Genomic DNA, 18,659 nt, shown 5'->3' with positions numbered 1-18,659 from the left:
CGTCCCGTGAAATTTCTGCTGCTGGCACTGCTGTTGTCCGGCTGTGCCGGCGTCAAGGTGTCCTCCCTCAGTACGTCCGATTACATGGCCCAGCGCCGTGGCGATGTCCTGACCACCGGCGAACTGAGCAGCGCCACCGTCAGTGCCTTGCAGGTGGTCGGTATCGCTGACTTCCGTTGCCGTGCGTCCGAGGGCGAGCCTTCCTGCCTGGAGCGGCTGGCGGATACCGATGGACTGCGTGCCGAGCGGCGCCTGTCGGCGTTATCCGAGTTGTGGTTGCAGAGGGCCTTGCGCCTGGAGCGTCAGGAGAGCCAGCAGGCCGATGAGGTGCTCGATGCCTATATGGAGAGTGCCCGGCATGCCTATGCCTACCTGTTTTTCAGCGAGCGCGAGCCGGAGCAACGGGCTTTCGAGGACCGACAGACACAGGTGCGCGACTACTACAACTTCGCTGTGCAGCAGGCGATCACCCGGTTGTTCGAGCGCTATCGCGGGCACCCGCCGGCAGCACGCGAAAGTGGGGATTTCAGCGTATCGGCCGGCAAGTGGAGCGTCAGCGGCGACATGGCCGACGTGCGTCTGGCCAATGGGCGTGACCTGCCGAAAGAGCTGATTCCTGCATCCTCGCTGTCGTTCGCCGGGTTGCGTAACCAATATCGGCGCGCTGGTTTCGGCGCCGAACTGGTGGCGGTGACGGCGCGGCGCGTGGTGGGGCGCGACAGCGCGGCGGTGCCCTACAGTGAAACGCCGTTCCCGGCGATTACCGGGGTCATGAGCTTTCCGGGTGAGAGCCTGGACGAAGTTCTGAGCGTCCGCGAAGCGCGCCTGATGGGGTACGACCCCTACCGGCAGGACAGTGTGCGCCTGTCCGGGCGCGAGGTGCCGCTGGCGGCCAATTTTACGTCCGGCTACGGGCTCTGGCTGGCCCGTTCGGGGTTCGCTGCCCAGTCCCTGCTGACGCTGGTCGGGCGTGGTGAGCCGCTGGAGGAGCCGCGTGTCTACCTGATGCAGCCGTATGACCCGGACCGCCGCGTGATCATCATGCTGCACGGCCTGGCCAGCAGCCCCGAGGCCTGGATCAATGTGGCCAACGAAGTACTGGGCGACGAGACGCTGCGGCAGAACTACCAGATATGGCAGGTCTACTACCCGACCAACGCCCCGCTGGTGTTCAACAATGCCGCCATCCGCAAGGCAGTGAACGAAACCCTGCGTCACTTCGATCCCGAGGCCTCGTCTGTCGCCTCGCAGGATGTCGTGCTGATCGGGCACAGTATGGGCGGCGTGCTGTCGCGGTTGATGGTGTCTTCTTCGGAGGAACTGCTGTGGAGCAGTTTCAGAAGCAGCTACAAGCTGGATGACGCGCGCTTCCGGCGCGTCAGGAAGGAACTCGACGATTACCTGAGTTTCGAGCCTTTGCCCCAGGTGAGCCGGGCGGTCTTCGTCGCGGCGCCGCACCGTGGCACACCGTTCGCCGAGAACCGTGTTTCGCGCTGGGCGGCGGGGATGGTACGGCTGCCGGTGTCGGTGCTCGGGCGCTTCAAGAACATCGCGCAACTGGTCGTCGATCCGGGGGCGGCACCGCCGGCCTCGCTGCTACGGCCGTTGAACAGTATCGACAACCTCAGCGACCAGGACCCGTTCGTCAAGCTGTCGGCACAGATGCCGATTGCGCCGTCCGTTCGCTATCACAGCATCATGGGCAACGACACGCCGAAGCTGGCCTTGCTGGAGTCGAGCGATGGCGTCGTGCCTTACAGCAGCTCCCATCTGGAGGGGGCTGTTTCGGAAAAGGTGATCGCCTCCTGGCACAGTGTCCAGGAGACGCCCGAGGCGATCCTGGAGATTCGCCGGATATTGCACCAGAGCCTGGTCGAGGACGGTGGTGCGCACAGCGCGCCAACACCGACCCAGGCCACGCGCTGACCGTAGGCAAGCAGACCGTCTTGCATCGAGAAGAAGGGGAAGGGAAATGGATATGCACGCACTCTGGGTCACGCTCGGGATTCTTTGCCTGGGCATGGTATTGCTGGGCGTAGGCTTCACCCGACGCGACCAGCCATTCGGCGTCCTGCTGCTGTGGCTCGGCACGCTGTGCATGCTGAGCATCATCGGCTACCGGATTCTGGAAGCGATCAAGATCCTGCCCTGAGGTGAGGTGCGCGTCTGGCGCACCCCTGAGCGTCATTCCCAGCCGGGAACGCCCTGGCGGATGACCTGCGAGAAATTCTCGCTGTCCGTGCTGGCGCGGGCTCGGTCGGTCAGCCGGCCACGTTCGCGTAGCTGCTCCAGTGCGACGCCGGGTGTGAAGCCGTCCAGGGCATACACGTATTCAGGCAGGTAGCCGCTGAGCAGCAGGCGGTAGTCCAGCGGCAGGCCGCCGACGATGTGCTGCATCATGCCGAACACCAGGGTGGTGCAGTTGGCCGTGACCGTGTGGTAGAAGCGCGGCTTGCGCACCAGCTCGTTGGCTTGCCCGACATAGGACAGGAACAGCGAGCGCATGACGTCCTTGGGCATGTCCACCCGGTACAGGTATTCGTCTTCGTCGCGCACATTGCTGCGTACGCGCACCACGTCGCGTTCGTCGGCGGCGATGATGCTCAGTTCGAACTCCTTGAAGAATCCGCCGATCTCCGAGTAGCGCTCATGGCGCTCCTTGCGGATTTCCACCGAGAAGGTGACGAACTCACCGGTCTCGAAGCCGAACGACACCAGCACGTGGGCGATGGCTGGCATCCCCCAGTAGGAAGTGATCAGGTCGACCGAGGCCAGTTTGTCCAGGTCGTAGCGACGGCTTTCCCAGCGCGGCGTGTAGTCCTCGTCGCTGCGCCAGTCGAAGTTGCGCACATGGGGCAGGGTGACGATGTTGCCTTCGATCTGGCCCTGGGCCATGAACATGACGTCGTCGGCCCAGTCCCGCTCGTTGGAGGGGGCGAGGCTGTTCCACCAGAACTGCAGGATGGCGAAACCGAGGATAAAGCCCACCAGACCCCGCCAGCCGTTGCGCCACAGGGACGCCAGGGCGGCCAGCACTGCCAGCGCCAGTACGATGAGCACGACCGTTTTCAGTGCGGCTTCCAGCGGCAGTCGGTAATAGAGCGCGAACCCGCCCCACAGGCTGCACAGGAGGATCAGCAGGGAAAGCAGGCTGCGCGTCAGCCAGTGGCGAAGGATCGGGCCGGGCATGGGGCTTCCTTTTCAGGGGATGAACAGGTGTTCTTCTGGTTTCAGGTCAGGGCCATCGGGACGGTCTGTGCAGATTCCAGCGCCCTGTCGTCCCCGCGCAGGCAGGGACCCAGGTAGGTGAAGTATCACTCATCGCGCAATTCCCGATTGCATGGGAATGACCGGATGGGCCACTCCCATGCATTCAAGGCCAGATCGCTCAGACTGTTGCCGGTTTCGCGTCCTGCGGTTGGTCGGCATGGGCCAGCAGTGTGTAGACCGTCGGCAGCACGAACAGCGTGAAGGCGGTGCCCACCGACATGCCGGTGGCGATCACCAGGCCGATGTCGAAGCGGCTGACGGCGCCGGCGCCGGTGGCGAAGATCAGCGGCACCATGCCGAATACCATGGCGGCGGTGGTCATCAGCACCGGGCGCAGGCGAATGGCGGCCGCTTCTTCCACGGCTTCGCGCACGCTCAGGCCTTTCTCCCGGCGCAACTGGTTGGCGAACTCGACGATGAGGATGCCGTGCTTGCTGATCAGGCCGATCAGCGTCACCAGGCCGACCTGGGTGTAGATGTTCATGGTCGACAGCCCGAGGAACAGCGGAATCAGCGCCCCGCAGATCGACAGCGGCACGGTCACCAGGATCACCAGCGGGTCACGGAAGCTTTCGAACTGCGCCGCCAGCACCAGGTAGATGATGGCCAGGGCCAGGGCGAAGGTGACGAACAGCGCGTTGCCTTCCTGGATGAACTGGCGCGACGAGCCGGCATAGTCGAAGGTAAAGCCTTGCGGCGCTTCCTCCTGCGCGATGCTGCGTACCGTCTCGATGGCGTCGCCCATGCTGACCAGCGGGAAACCCTCGATCATCGCCGAGTTGAGCTGCTGGAACTGCTTGAGGCGGGTCGGGCGGGCTTCTTCGCGCACGGTGATCAGGGTCGACAGGGGCAGCATCTGTCCCTGCTCGTTCTTCACGTAGTAGTTGCTCAGCCAGTCGGGGTTGTCGCGGAATTCCCGTTCGACCTGGGCGATGACCTTGTAGCTGCGGCCCTCGATGGTGAAACGGTTGATTTCGCTCTCGCCCAGCAGGGTGGCCAGGGTGGCACCGAGGTCTTCCATCGACACGCCCATCTGCGCGGCCTTCTCGCGGTCGATCTCGACCACGACTTCCGGCTTGTCGAAGGCGAGGTCGACGTTGAGGATGGCGAACTTGCCGGTGGCCTCGGCCTTGGCCTTGATGCGCTCGGTCACTTGCAGCAGCGACTCGTAGTCGCTGGCGGTGGTGACGGCGAACTGGAAGGGCAGGCCCTCCCCGGTGCCGGGCAGCGATGGCAGGTTGAAGCTGAAGATCTGCAGGCCGGGAATCTGGTCCAGGCGTTTCTGCACCTCGGGCAGTATCTCCATCTGCGTGCGCTGGCGCTCGTCCCAGGGCTTCAGCAGCATGCCGCCGATACCGCTCTGTACTCCATCGAAGCCATTGATCTGGAACGACGAGTAGTACTCGGGGAAGTCCTTGAAGATGGCGATGAATTCGTCGGTATAGGTGTTCAGGTAGTCGAGGTTGGTCGGCTGCGGCGCCTTGGCCATCATGAACACCACGCCCTGGTCTTCCTCGGGCGCCAGCTCGCTCTGGGTGAACATCAGCAGCAGCGGGATCAGCGCCATGATCAGCAGAGCGAACACCACCACCACCGGACGGGCATTCAGCGTGCCGTGCAGGGCGCGCTGGTAGCGGCCCTTGAGTTTCTCGAAAATGCTGTCGAGGCGGTGCGCCAGGCCCGAGGGGTTCTCCTCGTGGCGCAGCAGGCGCGAGCACATCATCGGCGACAGGGTCAGCGCCACCACGCCGGAGATGACCACCGCACCGGCCAGCGTCAGGGCGAATTCCTTGAACAGTGCGCCGGTCAGGCCTTGCAGGAAGCCGATCGGGGCATACACGGCGGCGAGGGTGATGGTCATGGAAATGACCGGTATGGCAATCTCCCGGGCACCTTCGATGGCTGCGTCGAACGGCGTCTTGCCTTCCTCGATGTGCCGGTGGATGTTCTCCACCACCACGATCGCATCGTCCACCACCAGGCCGATGGCCAGCACCATGGCGAGCAGGGTCAGCAGGTTGATCGAGTAGCCCATCATCTGCATGAAGAACAGCACGCCGATCATCGACAGCGGAATGGTCACCACCGGGATGATCACCGAGCGCAGCGCGCCGAGGAACAGGAACACCACCACGATGACGATCAGGATCGCTTCGATCAGGGTCTTGATCACTTCGTCGATGGACGCCTGGATGAAGCGCGTGCCGTCATAGGCGATGGAGACGTTCAGGTTCGGCGGCAACTGGGCTTCCAGCTCCGGCATGATCGCCCGCACTTCCCGGATGACGTCCAGTGGGTTGGCGCTGGGCGTGCCCTTGATGCCGATATAGACCGAGGGAATGCCATCGAAGGAACTGATCGAGTTGTAGCTTTCGGCGCCCATTTCCACGCGGGCGACATCGCCGAGCAGGACGCGGCTATCGCCGTCGGTCTTCAGCGGGATCGCGGCGAAGGCCTCGGGGGATTTCAACTCGGTGTCGGCATTGATGCTGGTGACCACGTACTGGCCCTTCACCTCGCCTGCGGCGGAGAGGAAGTTGTACTTGCGCACCGCATCGCTGACGTCACTGGCGCTGACGCCGTAGGCGGCCAGCTTCACCGGGTCCAGCCACAGGCGCATGGCGAACACCTGGTTACCGAGGATTTCCGCCTCGGCCATGCCGGGCAGGGTGGCCAGCTTGGGCTGGATCACACGCGACAGGTAGTCGGTGATCTGCGGGTTGTTCAACTGCTCGCTGTGGAAGCTGATGTACATCAGCGCCGTGGAGTCGGCCGCTTCCTTGTTCAGCACCGGGTCTTCGGCATTCTGCGGCAACTGGTTCTTGACCGAGTTGGCCTTGCTCAGCAGTTCGGTGTAGAGACGGTCGCTGTCTGCGCCAATGCGGGCATAGACGGAGATCATCGACACGTTCTGCTGGCTGACCGAGGTCATGTAGTCGATGCCTTCGGCACTGGCCAGGCTTTGTTGCAGCGGCTGGGTGATATAGCCCTGGATGGTTTCCGCGTTGGCACCCGGATAGGCCGTGCTGATGGTGATCAGCGCGCTCTCGATCTGCGGGTACTGGCGGATCGTCAGGCTGTTGAAGGCCTGGAAGCCCAGCAGCACCAGCAGCAGGCTGACGACACTGGCCAGTACCGGGCGTCGGATGAAAGGATCGGTGAAAGCCATGGCGATCAGTTCCCCTGCGGCTCGGTGGCGGTGCGCAGGCGGTTCTGCTCGGCGATGCGCACATGGGCACCGTTATCGAGCTTGAGCTGGCCCGAGGTGATGACCTGTTCGCCGCTTTCCAGACCTTTCAGGATGACGATCAGGCCATTACGACGCTCGCCGGTCTCGACGAAACGACGCTCGGCGGTCAGGTAGGGTTCCTTGCTGTCCTGGCCCTCCGGTGCCTCACCGGTCTTGGCGAGCAGGACCGAATTGCCATAAAGGGTGTAGGTGACGGCGGTTTCCGGTACGACGATGCGCTGCTCGCTGCCGGGCAGCAGCACCTGCAGGTCGGCGAACATGCCGGGCAGCAGGCGCTCTTCGGGGTTTTCCAGCTCGGCGCGGACCTGCACGTTGCGCGTGGTGGTCTCGACCTTCGGGTTGATGGCGGTGATCTTGCCGGGGAAGGTTTCCCCCGGGTAGGCCGCGACCTTCACCTCGACGGTCTGGCCCAGCGCCAACTGCGGCACTTGCTGTTCGGCCAGGAAGAAGTCGACGAAGAGGGTGGAGAGGTCCTGCAGGGTGGCGATTGGCGTGCCGGCGGCGATGAAGTCACCGACGTCCACCTGGCGGATACCGATGGTGCCGGAGAAGGGCGCGAGGATGCGCTTCTTCTGCAGGGTCGCCTTGAGCTGGGCAACGCTGGCGTTGCTTCTCTGCAACTGGGCATTGAGACGGTCGAACTCGCTGCGCGAAATGGCCTGGCGCTCGACCAGGCTGCGGGCGCGCTGGAACTCGACCCGTGCCAGGTCGAGGTCGGCCTCGGCGCTGGCCAGGTTGGCCTGTTCGACCAGGCTGTCGAGCAGCACGATGGGCTGGTCCTTGCTGACCTTTTCACCGGAGCGGAACTGCACCTGGCTGACCGTGCCGGCGATTTCCACCGACAGGTCGATACCTTGCGAGGCCTTGAGCGTGCCGATGGCGGGCAGGCGGCCTTGCCAGTCCTGCTGGCGTGACTCCACCACTTCCACACTGATGGCCGGCTTGGGAGCCTGGAACTGTGCGATCTGTTGCTGGACGGATTTGAACTTGATAGCGGCGAGGATCAATACGACCACGATCACCGCGCCCAGCATGAAAAGCATGCGGCGCAACATATTCCGGTTTCCTTGGTGTGTGTGAAGTTCTGACTGTGTTGTTGTCCGGTGGACTTTCCGACAGCTCAAGACCGAGCACGATAAGCGCAGGCGCAGGGCAAGTCAAAACCAACCCGAATGCTGGGTTAATGACGTGCCCGGTGCCCGCGGACAGGTGTTTCAGCCCAGGCGCAAGTGGTTGTCCCAGAGCCCGGCGGGCAGTGCCAGCGGAGTGACCTGCATGCGCCCCGACTGCCAGTCGTAGCGACGACAGCGACCCTGACCCGAACTGACGATAAAGCCCTGGTCGATGGCTGCCACGCCGGCACAATCGGGGAGGTTGGCTTCATGCACCAGCCGCGTGCTGTCCAGGTCCCAGAAGAACACGCGGTTGCCGCGTGGTGCGGTGACGGCCAGCAGGCGCAGCGAATCGTTGATGGCCAGGCTGGCTGTGTACTGGTTCATGGTCTGGCGTTGCGCATCGGCGAGCGGGAAGGGCTGGAACTCCTGGCCCGGACGCTTGATCGCGAGCAGCGGGACGCTGTCCATCGGGTCGCCTTCGTACTGCTGGCCGGACACCACGGTGCCATCGGCGGCCACCGCGAGGTGACGCACGCTGTTCATGCGCTCTGGCAACCGTTCCTTGCTGAGCAGGGTGCCATCGCGATTCATCAGCACCAGGCTGGGCTCCATGGCATCGAGGTTCATCATCTCGCGGCTGTCCGCTTCGGTGCGAATGCCACCATTGGCGACGACCAGGGTCTCCCGGTCCGGCATCCACAGCAACTGGTGCGGGCCTACGCCGTGGGTCGAGCGCTCGTCGACCCGTTCCAGGCGGTCTTCGTGCACGCGGTATACGCCGAGTACGCCTCGGCCGGGTTCGCTCGTGTCGTTATCGGTGGTGTAGAACCAGTCGCCACTGTCGTGGAACACGCCATGACCGTAGAAGTGCCGGTGCTCGGGTGACTGCAGGACTTGCAGCAGCTTGCCGTCGCGCAAGTCGACCAGGTAGCTCTCCCGGCTCGGGCGGCGCCCGACGAAGACGGCGAGGGGGCGCTGCGGATGCACGTAGACATCGTGGCAACGCTCCGCGACCGGCGTGGCGAACACCTGGCTGCCGTCGAGTCGATAGCCAACGGCATAGTGCCGACCCTGGCTGTCGTTGCGCGCCGACAGCAGCAGCGGCTGGCCATCGTGCCTGGACAGCGCCCAGCCACCGAGTGCGCCAAGCGCCAGCAGGGCACTGCCGGCGCCAAGGAATGTACGGCGTTTCATTCAGTCACCATCGTGTGCGTTGAAACCGATCTGGATACCCAGTGCCGCGGACAGGTCGCTCTGGTGCAGGCGGTGCAAGCCGTTGATGGCGTCGTACAGGCTGTTCAGGGCCGCACGTCCATTCTCGTCGGCGAGCAGTTGCACGAAGGGTTGTTCCAGGGCGTCGAGACGGCTGCGGGTCGTGGCATAGGCGTTGTCGATGCGCTCGGCCAGTGCTTTCTGATCGTCGCCGAGCAGTTGCTTCAGGCCGCTGCCTTCCGGTTCGCCCTGCCAGAGGGCGAGCGAGCCTTCGAGGGTGGCGCGGATATTGGCAAGGGTCCTGTCGCTGCGCCAGGATTCAGCCTGGTAGGGCTGGGGGATACCCTTGCTCTGGCGGCCCATGGGTGCGCCCAGCTTCTTCTTCAGGCCATCGAGAGCCGTTACCTGTGTGCGCAGGATGTCGGCGATGGCTTCGCTGGCTTCGGCATAACGCTCATTGGGGAATTGTACGAGTTGCTCATGCATGCCGGCCTTGTCTTGCCATTGCGTCAGGATGGACTCGGCCAGTTTTTGCTGATGTTGGCCTACCGCGACCAGAAGAGCGCAGTAGTGGCGCTTTTCCTCGGGGTTTTCCAGGTTGATGGCCGGGTCGAACAGCACATACTCGTAGGCGCTCAAGCCCTGGACGACGACGCTGGCTCGCTCCAGGTCGGCCTGGGTCAGGTCGGGGTTTTTCTTCAGCAGGGCGCCGACCTGGCGGGCAACGAGGTTCTTCTTGTCCGGCCAGAACTGCACTTGCCAGGCCCGATTGCCTTCGGCCATGGGGCCGATCTGCATGGCTTGAAGGTAGGACCAGTCGGCCTGGGCGGTAAGGAAGTGCTGGCGCGCTTCGCTCAGTGCCTGGCTGCCGTCGCAGAACGCCGTAGCGCTCTCGGCCAGTGCCCGGTCGTTCTTGGCCCACTGGCTGTAGCCCGGCAGCAGGACGCCATCAGCCAATGCCTTGCTGGTGGTGGCAAGAGGGTCGGATTCGCCACAGGCTGTCAGTAGCAATCCCAGCGCGCTGGCGGAGAGAGCGGTGCAGAGCGTTTTCGTTCGGATCATGGTGTCCTCGGCAAGGCATATAACTGTCAGAGTGATTCGAGAAAGGCCAGCAGCGCCTGGCGCTGGTCCTGGTCAAACGTGAGTACGGTCTGTCTGGCACGCTCGGCTTCGCCGGCGTGCCAGAGGATGGCTTCGAGCAGGTTGCGCGCCCGCCCGTCATGCAGGAAGCGCGTATGGCCGCTGACGCGCTGCGTCAGGCCGATACCCCAGAGTGGCGGGGTTCGCCACTCGCGGCCGCTGGCCATGAACTCCGGGCGATTGTCCGCCAGTCCCTCTCCCATGTCATGCAGTAGCAGGTCGGTGTAGGGACGTATCACCTGATTGGCAAGTTCCGGCTCGGCGGCATCGGCGGCTGTGGTGAATGTCGGGATGTGGCAACTGGCGCAGCCGGCCTGGTGGAAAAGGCGTTTGCCGGCCAGTACCTGGGGGGCGTCGACGTCTCGTCGCGCCGGCACGCCCAGGTTGCGGGTGTAGAAGGTCACCAGGTCGAGAATGTTGTCACTGACTTCCGGGCTGCCTCCGTCGGGCATGGCCAGGCATGTCGTCTGGCGTTCGGTGCAACTGCTGCCACTGAACAGGTGGGTGCTGAGGCCCATGTCGTTGAAGAAGGCATCGGCATTCTGCTGGCGCAGGCTGGATTGTCCGGCTTTCCAGCCAAAGCGACCGAGGACCGTTGCGCCGCTGTGATGGTCGTGGACCCAGTTCGGGCGTCCGGAAATACCGTCGCCATTGGCATCGTCCGGATCGGCATTGGCGAGTATCGCTGCTTCGGGAATGGCCTCCAGCAGGCCCAGGCCGATCATCGGCGGCGCCACGCGGACGGAAAAGAGCGTCTGTGGGTGCATGGGGCCGTAGCCCAGTTCGGTGATCGCCAGTTCGGGCTTCTGCAATTCGACCCTGTAACCGTCCTCGAAGCTGACTTCATGGGTGGTGTAGCCCAGCCGGACCTTGCCTTCCGGTGTGACACTGGGCACGGCCATATCCTGCAACTGGCCACCATAGGTGGGCTCGGGGACGATCCCGCGTTGTTTGAGCAACTGTTCATGTTCCGCCGTGGCGGGGATGGAAAGCCGCACCAGCATGGAGACCGCATTGCTCGCATCGGAGGACGGCGGGTGACCACGCCCATCCTTTATATGGCAGCTCTGGCAGGCATTGGTGTTGAACAACGGACCCAGGCCGTCGCGGGCGGTGGTCGAGGCGGGGGCCATGACCCAGGGATTGCGGAAGAAGCTGTTGCCGACGCTGAAGTCCAGCCGCCGTGTCGGTGCCAGGTTGGCCGATGGCATGGAGAAGGCGTTGCGGTCGAATCTCGTCACGGTCGTGGCACCGCCCGAAAGCGCTTCGCCGGGCTCGGCCTGGCTGAAGTCGAGGTCGCTTCGATCACAGGCCACCAGCAATAGAGGCAGGGCGAGGGCGCGAACGAAAAGCGACAGCGGGTGCATCTGGTTTCACCTGTACCTGGACGGGGTGCGATGGTAACAGGCTGCCAGGGGAGAAATGAAAGTCGTATTCATATGGGAAGTGGTGTGATGCGGCGATTGCCCGCAGGGCGGGCGGCCAGGCTGCGGCATGGCGCCACAGCCTGGTGTAGACAACCTTCGATCAGAACTCGTGATCGGCGGTGTCCGGGTTGAGGTCGCTGATCCCCAGTGCCGCAGCGGCTTGTTCGATTGCGGCAGTCTGCTTGACCAGTGCGGCGATGGCGTCGCTGACTTTCTGGTTGCCGGCGGTATTGCCCGATGCGATCAGCTGATCGAAGGCTTCACCGTTGTTCGCGCTATCGACCAGCACCTGCAGTTTGGCCTGGGTTTCGTTCAGGTCGGCCTTGAGGGTGGTGTCCGCCTGGGCGTTCTTCGCTTCTACCAGCGAGGAGAGGCTTGGGCCGCTGAGCGTGCTGCCGTCCACTTTCTTGTATTCGCCCAAGTAGACATTGCGGATGCCCAGGCCGTTATAGAAGTGCGAGTTATGGGTGTTGTCGCTGAAGCAGTCGTGCTCGTCCTCGGTGGAGTTGGCCTCCAGCGATACCTTCATGCGTTCGCCAGCCAGTTCGCCCAAGGACAGGCTGCCCATACCGAAGAGAATCTTGCGCAGGCCGTTCTCGACCGGCTCGGCTTCCAGGCTGGCGCGGTAGTTGTCGGCATCGCCCGCTGTCCATTGTGCGGTCATTTCCGCCAGGTCGGCGACCAGCAGATCCGACACCACTTGCAGGTAGGTGCGGCGGCGTTCGTTGCTGCCACCGGTGGCGCCTTCTCCTGTGAGGTAGTCGGTGTAGGGGCGCTGACCCGCGCCGGGTTCGGTGCCGTTCAGGTCCTGGCCCCAGAGCAGGAACTCGATGGCGTGGTAGCCGGTGGCGACGTTGGCTTCGGAGCCGGCCAGTTCGTTGAGGCTGGCGAGCGTCTCGGCGGTGATCTCGGTGACGTCGATGGTGTCTTCGCCGACCTGGATGCTGGTGTTGGCGATGATATTGGCCGTGGCGCCAGGGTTGCCCAGAGCATGCTGGTAGTCGCCCTCAACGTAGTCGATCAGGCCTTCGTCCAGGGGCCAGGCATTGACCTGTCCTTCCCAGTCGTCGACCAGGGTGTTGCCAAAGCGGAAGACTTCCGTCTGCATGTAGGGAATGCGCGCGGCCAGCCAGGCATCCTTGGCGGCTTGCAGGGTCGCTTCGCTCGGCGCTGCGATCAGGGCTTGCACGGCTTCTTGCAGCTTGAGGCTGGTGCTGTGGGCATCGCTGAAGGCTGCGTGGGCAATCTCGGCGTAGTGACGGACGACTGCCTGGGCGGCCTGCTCGTCATAGTGTGCCGAAGGGGTCGCCGCTTCGCTCTGGCTCTGGGTGGCCGGCTGCGATTCCGTGGGCTGTGGGGCGGCCTGTTTTTCTTCGCCGCAACCCGCAAGGGTGATGGCGACGGCAAGCAGGCTGGCAGTGGCCCAGATAGGAGTACGTGGCATGGCGGGTTCCTTTGCTTTAGCGTGATGTAGATGCCTGGAAGCTGAATGTCCTTTCGCGCCTGATACGTTCAGGTGCTCCGCTAGGGTGTGCTCTTGCAAGCACTGCCTGCAGTGGACGGCGATCCAGGTCGAGGCGTGAACGAGCCTGGCATGATGCGAAAGATTTTCGTTTTGTGCAAAGGTTAGATGAGGTGATGGCCTCTGTATTCGTTCAGTGTGTTTCGTGTGGAGATACCGGGCTGCTGTGGCGGCTGTACGGTACTTGAGGGTGGCAGGAAATCGGCGGCAAAATATGCCAGATCTATCTGGATGTCCTCACGATGAAATGTCGCCCCGGATGCGGTGCCTGCTGTATCGCTCCCTCCATCTCCTCCGTCTTGCCTGGGCATCCGCAAGGAAAGCCGGCGGGTGTGCGTTGCTTTCATCTGTCCCTGGAGAACCTGTGCGAGCTCTTCGGGCGCCCTGAGCGACCGGACGTGTGCGGCCACTTCGAGGCCGACCCCGTCGTTTGCGGGAATGAGCGGGGAGAGGCGATCAGACTGTTGGGCTGGTTGGAACAAGCGACGCTTTGATGGGGGACGCGGTGTTGTGCTGGTCGTCGACAGAAATGAAAAAGGCTGCCCGAGGGCAGCCTTTCGCTTTCAGCGGGTCGTGTCCGCTCAGCGATTCAGGTCGCGTTTTGCGTGACCTGTATACAGTTGACGCGGGCGGCCGATTTTCTGGCCGCTGGCGATCATTTCTTTCCAGTGGGAGATCCAGCCGACCGTGCGCGACAGGGCGAAGATCACGGTGAACATGCTGGTCGGGATGCCGATGGCTTTGAGGATGATGCCCGAGTAGAAGTCGACGTTCGGGTACAGGTTACGCTCGGCGAAGTAGGGGTCTTTCAGAGCGATCTCTTCCAGCTTCATGGCCAGTTCGAGTTGCGGATCCTCGATGCCCAGCTCGGCAAGGACTTCGTCGCAGGTCTGTTTCATGACCTTGGCGCGTGGGTCGAAGTTCTTGTAGACGCGGTGGCCGAAGCCCATCAGCTTGAACGGATCGTTCTTGTCCTTGGCCTTGGCCAGGAATTTCTCGATGTTCGATACGTCGCCGATCTCATCCAGCATGGTCAGCACCGCTTCGTTGGCGCCGCCGTGTGCCGGGCCCCACAGTGCGGCGATACCGGCTGCGATACAGGCGAACGGGTTGGCACCGGTCGAACCGGCCAGGCGCACGGTGGAGGTGGAAGCGTTCTGCTCGTGATCGGCGTGCAGGATGAAGATTCGATCCATGGCCTTGGCCAGTACCGGGCTGATCGGCTTGCTCTCGCATGGTGTGTTGAACATCATGTGGAGGAAGTTTTCCGCGTAGTTCAGGTCGTTGCGCGGATACATGATCGGCTGGCCGATGGAGTACTTGTAGACCATGGCGGCGATGGTCGGCATCTTGGCGACCAGGCGATGCGCGGAGATTTCGCGATGCTTGGGGTCGTTGATGTCGAGGGAGTCATGGTAGAAGGCGGAGAGGGCGCCTACGATGCCGCACATGATGGCCATCGGGTGGGCATCGCGGCGGAAGCCGTTGAGGAACGACTTCAGTTGTTCGTGAACCATGGTGTGGTTCTGGATGGTGCTGACGAACTTGGCCTTTTCCTCTGCGGTCGGCAGTTCGCCGTTGAGCAGCAGGTAGCAGGTTTCGAGGTAGTCGGCTTTCTCGGCCAGTTGCTCGATGGGGTAGCCGCGGTGCAGCAGGATGCCTTTGTCACCGTCGATGTAGGTGATCTGGGACTCGCAAGAGGCGGTCGACATGAAACCGGGGTCGAAGGTGAAGCGACCAGTGGCGGTGAGGCCTCGAACGTCGATCACGTCAGGTCCGACGGTGCCGGATAATACGGGCAGTTCCACGGGGGCTGCGCCCTCGATGATCAACTGCGCTTTCTTGTCAGCCATGTACGGCCTCCTGTTTTATGCTTGGAATCATCATGGCCCCCCACGCAGGGCCCGCATCACTATAGTGAGATAAATCTCAATGTCAATTTGCGAGAAGCCCTGTCGCAGAGGGGGTTTCGGGGGTGAATTCGCAACATGGGGCATATGATTACGACATTCGTATATAGGCCGCTATCAGCCTTTAGTGGCACTTCACCACATTGTCATTAGTGTCCTAACTGTTTATACTCGGAAACCGACCGGCAGGGGCCTGGCAGGCAGTTTTCTGCAGGTTGTCACTCGTGGGTAGCGGGTACTGCTGTGTACTCTTCCCAACAACTTTGCCCTGCGTTCTGGGGCTCTCAAGTGTGAAAAAGAAGCCGTGAAAAGCCAACGACCTGTAAACCTAGATCTTAGGACAATAAAACTCCCAATCACTGCTTACACGTCGATTCTTCACCGTGTATCCGGTGTCATTCTGTTTTTTGGTATTGCGATACTGCTGTTCGCGCTCGACACATCGCTGTCTTCCGAGGAAGGCTTTGGCGATGTCAAGGCGTGTCTGACCAGTCCGCTGGCCAAATTCATAATCTGGGGGCTGTTGTCCGCTCTGTTGTACCACTTGGTGGCTGGTGCCCGTCACCTGGTAATGGACGCTGGCCTTGGTGAGACGCTGGAAGGCGGCAAGCTGGGCTCGAAAATCGTGATCGTCGTATCGGCGGTACTGATCGTTCTGCTGGGGGTGTGGATATGGTAACCAACGTCACGAACTTTTCGCGATCCGGTCTCTACGATTGGATGGCGCAACGTGTTTCTGCAGTGGTGCTTGCGGCTTATTTTTTGTTCCTGCTTGGGTATCTGATAGCCAATCCGGACCTCGGGTATGCGCAGTGGCATGAGCTGTTTTCGTCCAACTGGATGCGCATTTTCAGCCTTCTGGCTCTGGTTGCCCTCAGCGTTCACGCCTGGGTCGGTATGTGGACGATCTCCACTGACTACCTGACCAACATGGCGATTGGCCGCTGGGCGACCGTCGTGCGTTTCCTTTTCCAGGCAGTGTGTGGCATCGCCATGTTCACATTCTTCGTCTGGGGTGTGCAGATTCTTTGGGGTATGTGATCCATGGCTAACATTCGTACGCTTTCCTTCGACGCCATTATCGTTGGCGGCGGCGGTGCCGGCATGCGCGCCGCACTGCAACTGGCACAAGGCGGGCACAAGACCGCTGTCGTGACCAAAGTGTTCCCGACCCGCTCCCATACCGTCTCGGCCCAGGGCGGTATCACCTGCGCCATCGCGTCCTCCGACCCGAATGACGATTGGCGCTGGCACATGTACGACACCGTCAAGGGGTCGGACTACATCGGTGACCAGGACGCTATCGAGTACATGTGCTCTGTCGGTCCAGAGGCCGTTTTCGAACTGGATCACCTGGGTCTGCCGTTCTCGCGTACCGAACAGGGGCGTATCTACCAGCGTCCGTTCGGTGGCCAGTCCAAGGACTTCGGCAAGGGTGGCCAGGCCGCACGTACCTGCGCCGCTGCCGACCGTACCGGTCATGCGCTGCTGCACACGCTCTACCAGGCCAACCTGAAAAACGGTACCTCCTTCCTCAACGAGTGGTACGCCGTGGATCTGGTGAAGAATCAGGATGGCGCCATCGTCGGTATCGTCGCGATCTGTATCGAGACGGGTGAGACTGTTTATATACGTTCCAAGGCTGTCGTCCTGGCCACTGGCGGTGCCGGCCGTATCTACGCCTCCACCACCAATGCCCTGATCAACACCGGTGACGGCGTCGGTATGGCCCTGCGTGCCGGTGTTCCGGTGCAGGACATCGAGATGTGGCAGTTCCACCCGACGGGTATCGCCGGTGCCGGCGTACTGGTGACCGAAGGTTGCCGTGGCGAGGGTGGCTACCTGATCAACGCCCATGGCGAGCGCTTCATGGAGCGTTATGCGCCCAACGCGAAGGACCTTGCTGGTCGTGACGTCGTTGCGCGTTCGATGGTCAAGGAAGTCATTGCCGGTAACGGCTGTGGCCCTGACAAGGACCACGTACTGCTGAAGCTCGATCACCTGGGTGAAGAAGTTCTGCACAGCCGCCTGCCAGGTATCTGTGAGCTGTCCAAAACCTTCGCTCACGTCGACCCTGTGCTCGCGCCTGTTCCGGTCATCCCGACTTGCCACTACATGATGGGCGGCGTTGCCACCAACATTCATGGTCAGGCCATCACTCAGGATGCCAATGGCAACGACACCATCATCGATGGTCTGTTCGCCGTGGGTGAGGTTGCCTGCGTATCGGTGCATGGCGCCAACCGCCTGGGTGGTAACTCGCTGCTCGACCTGGTGGTCTTCGGTCGCGCTGCTGGCTTGCACCTGGAGAAAGCCCTCAAGGAGGGCATCGAGCACCGTGCTGCTTCCGATACCGACCTGGAGCAATCCTTCAAGCGCCTTGCCGGTGTCAACGAACGCACCACTGGCGAAGACGTTGCGCCGCTGCGCAAGGAACTGCAGAGCTGCATGCAGAACTACTTCGGTGTGTTCCGCACCGGTGAGTACATGCAGAAAGGTATCGCCCAACTGGCGGACCTGCGCGAGCGCATCGCCAACGTCAAGATCTCCGACAAGAGCCAATCCTTCAATACCGCTCGTATCGAAGCGCTTGAGCTGCAGAACCTGCTCGAAGTGGCCGAGGCTACCGCGATCGCAGCGGAAGAGCGCAAGGAGTCCCGTGGCGCCCACGCTCGTGAAGACTACGAGGAGCGTGACGACAAGGACTGGCTCTGCCATACCCTGTACTTCCCGGGAGAGAAGCGCGTGACCAAGCGCGCGGTGAACTTCGCTCCTAAGACTGTGCCGGCATTCGAACCCAAGGTTCGGACATACTGAGGTCGCCCCAAATGTTGCAAGTGAGTGTTTATCGCTACAACCCCGATCATGATGAAAAACCTTATGTTCAGGAATTTCAGGTTGATACAGGCGGCAAGGACCTGATGGTTCTGGATGTCCTGGCGCTGATAAAAGAACAGGACGAAGGTTTCTCCTATCGCCGTTCCTGCCGTGAAGGCGTGTGCGGTTCCGATGGCATGAACATCAATGGCAAGAACGGCCTGGCTTGCATTACCCCGTTGTCCTCCGTGGTCAAGGGTAACAAGCTGGTGGTTCGTCCTCTGCCAGGGCTGCCGGTCATTCGTGACCTGGTTGTCGATATGAGCATCTTCTACAAGCAGTACGAGAAAGTCCGGCCTTACCTGATGAACAATACGCCTGCTCCGGCGATTGAGCGTCTGCAAAGCCCGGCGGATCGTGAGAAACTGGATGGGCTCTACGAGTGCATCCTGTGTGCGTGCTGTTCCACCAGTTGCCCGTCTTTCTGGTGGAACCCCGACAAGTTCCTCGGTCCGGCCGCTTTGCTGCAGGCATACCGCTTCCTGGCAGACAGCCGGGACACGGAGACGGAAAATCGTCTGGCTGCCTTGGATGATCCGTTCAGCGTATTCCGCTGCCGTGGCATCATGAACTGCGTGAACGTTTGCCCGAAAGGGTTGAACCCGACCAAGGCAATTGGTCACGTTCGCAACATGTTGCTGCAGAGCGCTACCTGATGGTGGCTGCATCGATGGTCTAGCGGCCCGAGATGCAACATTGCTTTACCGTAACACCTGCGGCGCCGGAGTGATCTACGACGGCGCCGTAGTTTTAGTGAAGTTCTGACTCAGAAGGTCGGTTCTTCAATCTGGAAATTTGATGGCCAGCAGGAGCAACCGGGTGGGAGCCCGGAAACTATCTGCGGGGTCCGTGGTGGCTTTACCTGAGTCGCTGCTTCAGAACTTGGGAAGTCATGCTGCGGTTTCCACGCTGGTGGTGCCTCCTTACCGAAGGTGA

General features: G+C 62.1%; 15 protein-coding genes. 7 read left to right on the top strand and 8 right to left on the bottom strand.

All coding sequences use genetic code 11. The features are described 5' to 3' along the window. Positions 1-6 precede the first annotated feature (6 nt). On the top strand, positions 7-1,926 hold the full coding sequence (locus HW090_RS03575; protein ID WP_306299184.1) for a triacylglycerol lipase: 1,920 nt from the start codon (positions 7-9) through the stop codon (positions 1,924-1,926). A 52-nt stretch (positions 1,927-1,978) separates the two neighbouring features. Then, a complete protein-coding gene (locus HW090_RS03570; RefSeq protein ID WP_179112189.1) occupies positions 1,979-2,152 on the top strand; it encodes a hypothetical protein in 174 nt (57 codons plus the stop codon). A 32-nt stretch (positions 2,153-2,184) separates the two neighbouring features. Here HW090_RS03570 and HW090_RS03565 read toward each other — a convergent pair whose 3' ends face one another. The 7 genes from HW090_RS03565 to HW090_RS03535 all read right to left on the bottom strand — a co-directional run bounded on the left by HW090_RS03565 (position 2,185) and on the right by HW090_RS03535 (position 12,858). Continuing rightward, positions 2,185-3,189, bottom strand: coding sequence for a DUF4105 domain-containing protein (locus tag HW090_RS03565; RefSeq protein WP_179112188.1), 1,005 nt, complete (start codon positions 3,187-3,189; stop codon positions 2,185-2,187). A gap of 199 nt (positions 3,190-3,388) precedes the next feature. After that, positions 3,389-6,439 carry a multidrug efflux RND transporter permease subunit gene (locus tag HW090_RS03560; protein ID WP_179112187.1) on the bottom strand — a complete coding sequence of 1,017 codons (3,051 nt, stop codon included), beginning with the start codon at positions 6,437-6,439 and terminating at the stop codon, positions 3,389-3,391. 5 nt (positions 6,440-6,444) lie between these two features. After that, the gene (locus HW090_RS03555; protein ID WP_179112186.1) at positions 6,445-7,575 is read right to left on the bottom strand and encodes an efflux RND transporter periplasmic adaptor subunit; all 1,131 of its coding nucleotides are present in this window, start codon (positions 7,573-7,575) and stop codon (positions 6,445-6,447) included. A 159-nt stretch (positions 7,576-7,734) separates the two neighbouring features. Next, a complete protein-coding gene (locus HW090_RS03550; protein ID WP_179112185.1) occupies positions 7,735-8,829 on the bottom strand; it encodes a DUF1513 domain-containing protein in 1,095 nt (364 codons plus the stop codon). After that, entirely contained in the window at positions 8,830-9,909 is a 1,080-nt protein-coding gene (locus HW090_RS03545; protein ID WP_179112184.1) for an imelysin family protein, read from the bottom strand. Between the two features lie 26 nt (positions 9,910-9,935). After that, a complete protein-coding gene (locus HW090_RS03540) occupies positions 9,936-11,354 on the bottom strand; it encodes a di-heme oxidoredictase family protein (protein ID WP_179112183.1) in 1,419 nt (472 codons plus the stop codon). A 160-nt stretch (positions 11,355-11,514) separates the two neighbouring features. Continuing rightward, the gene (locus HW090_RS03535; protein ID WP_179112182.1) at positions 11,515-12,858 is read right to left on the bottom strand and encodes an imelysin family protein; all 1,344 of its coding nucleotides are present in this window, start codon (positions 12,856-12,858) and stop codon (positions 11,515-11,517) included. 320 nt (positions 12,859-13,178) lie between these two features. On the opposite strand from HW090_RS03535, the gene HW090_RS03530 reads away from it, so the two are divergent. Then, positions 13,179-13,430 carry a YkgJ family cysteine cluster protein gene (locus tag HW090_RS03530; protein WP_179112181.1) on the top strand — a complete coding sequence of 84 codons (252 nt, stop codon included), beginning with the start codon at positions 13,179-13,181 and terminating at the stop codon, positions 13,428-13,430. An 87-nt stretch (positions 13,431-13,517) separates the two neighbouring features. On the opposite strand, the gene gltA is transcribed toward HW090_RS03530, so the two are convergent. Next, the gene (gene gltA / locus HW090_RS03525; RefSeq protein ID WP_179112180.1) at positions 13,518-14,789 is read right to left on the bottom strand and encodes a citrate synthase; all 1,272 of its coding nucleotides are present in this window, start codon (positions 14,787-14,789) and stop codon (positions 13,518-13,520) included. Between the two features lie 361 nt (positions 14,790-15,150). Between gltA and sdhC the strand changes: the two genes are divergently transcribed. Genes sdhC through HW090_RS03505 form a run of 4 tightly spaced genes read left to right on the top strand, consistent with a single transcriptional unit; the run spans position 15,151 to position 18,379 of the window. Then, entirely contained in the window at positions 15,151-15,525 is a 375-nt protein-coding gene (gene sdhC / locus HW090_RS03520; RefSeq protein ID WP_179112179.1) for a succinate dehydrogenase, cytochrome b556 subunit, read from the top strand. Then, positions 15,519-15,887: a succinate dehydrogenase, hydrophobic membrane anchor protein gene (gene sdhD / locus HW090_RS03515; protein ID WP_179112178.1), complete on the top strand. Its 369-nt coding sequence runs from the start codon at positions 15,519-15,521 to the stop codon at positions 15,885-15,887. Before sdhC ends, sdhD begins: the two co-directional genes overlap by 7 nt. 3 nt (positions 15,888-15,890) lie before the next feature. After that, a complete protein-coding gene (sdhA, locus tag HW090_RS03510; protein ID WP_179112177.1) occupies positions 15,891-17,663 on the top strand; it encodes a succinate dehydrogenase flavoprotein subunit in 1,773 nt (590 codons plus the stop codon). 11 nt (positions 17,664-17,674) lie between these two features. Beyond that, complete coding sequence (locus HW090_RS03505) at positions 17,675-18,379, top strand: succinate dehydrogenase iron-sulfur subunit (protein WP_179112176.1); 705 nt, start codon at positions 17,675-17,677, stop codon at positions 18,377-18,379. Positions 18,380-18,659: the final 280 nt, after the last annotated feature.

This window comes from Pseudomonas sp. ABC1 (genome assembly GCF_013395055.1).
Lineage (GTDB): Bacteria > Pseudomonadota > Gammaproteobacteria > Pseudomonadales > Pseudomonadaceae > Stutzerimonas.
This window is presented reverse-complemented; position numbering and strand designations above follow the sequence as displayed.

What these genes read in the sequence shown, in the direction of transcription:
- HW090_RS03530 (WP_179112181.1), top strand. Translation starts at nt 13,179, where the DNA reads ATGAAATGTCGCCCCGGATGCGGTGCCTGCTGTATCGCTCCCTCCATC.
- HW090_RS03560 (WP_179112187.1), bottom strand. Translation starts at nt 6,439, where the DNA reads ATGGCTTTCACCGATCCTTTCATCCGACGCCCGGTACTGGCCAGTGTC.
- HW090_RS03535 (WP_179112182.1), bottom strand. Translation starts at nt 12,858, where the DNA reads ATGCCACGTACTCCTATCTGGGCCACTGCCAGCCTGCTTGCCGTCGCC.
- HW090_RS03545 (WP_179112184.1), bottom strand. Translation starts at nt 9,909, where the DNA reads ATGATCCGAACGAAAACGCTCTGCACCGCTCTCTCCGCCAGCGCGCTG.
- sdhA (WP_179112177.1), top strand. Translation starts at nt 15,891, where the DNA reads ATGGCTAACATTCGTACGCTTTCCTTCGACGCCATTATCGTTGGCGGC.
- HW090_RS03570 (WP_179112189.1), top strand. Translation starts at nt 1,979, where the DNA reads ATGCACGCACTCTGGGTCACGCTCGGGATTCTTTGCCTGGGCATGGTA.
- gltA (WP_179112180.1), bottom strand. Translation starts at nt 14,789, where the DNA reads ATGGCTGACAAGAAAGCGCAGTTGATCATCGAGGGCGCAGCCCCCGTG.
- sdhD (WP_179112178.1), top strand. Translation starts at nt 15,519, where the DNA reads ATGGTAACCAACGTCACGAACTTTTCGCGATCCGGTCTCTACGATTGG.
- HW090_RS03565 (WP_179112188.1), bottom strand. Translation starts at nt 3,189, where the DNA reads ATGCCCGGCCCGATCCTTCGCCACTGGCTGACGCGCAGCCTGCTTTCC.
- HW090_RS03555 (WP_179112186.1), bottom strand. Translation starts at nt 7,575, where the DNA reads ATGTTGCGCCGCATGCTTTTCATGCTGGGCGCGGTGATCGTGGTCGTA.
- HW090_RS03550 (WP_179112185.1), bottom strand. Translation starts at nt 8,829, where the DNA reads ATGAAACGCCGTACATTCCTTGGCGCCGGCAGTGCCCTGCTGGCGCTT.
- HW090_RS03540 (WP_179112183.1), bottom strand. Translation starts at nt 11,354, where the DNA reads ATGCACCCGCTGTCGCTTTTCGTTCGCGCCCTCGCCCTGCCTCTATTG.
- HW090_RS03505 (WP_179112176.1), top strand. Translation starts at nt 17,675, where the DNA reads ATGTTGCAAGTGAGTGTTTATCGCTACAACCCCGATCATGATGAAAAA.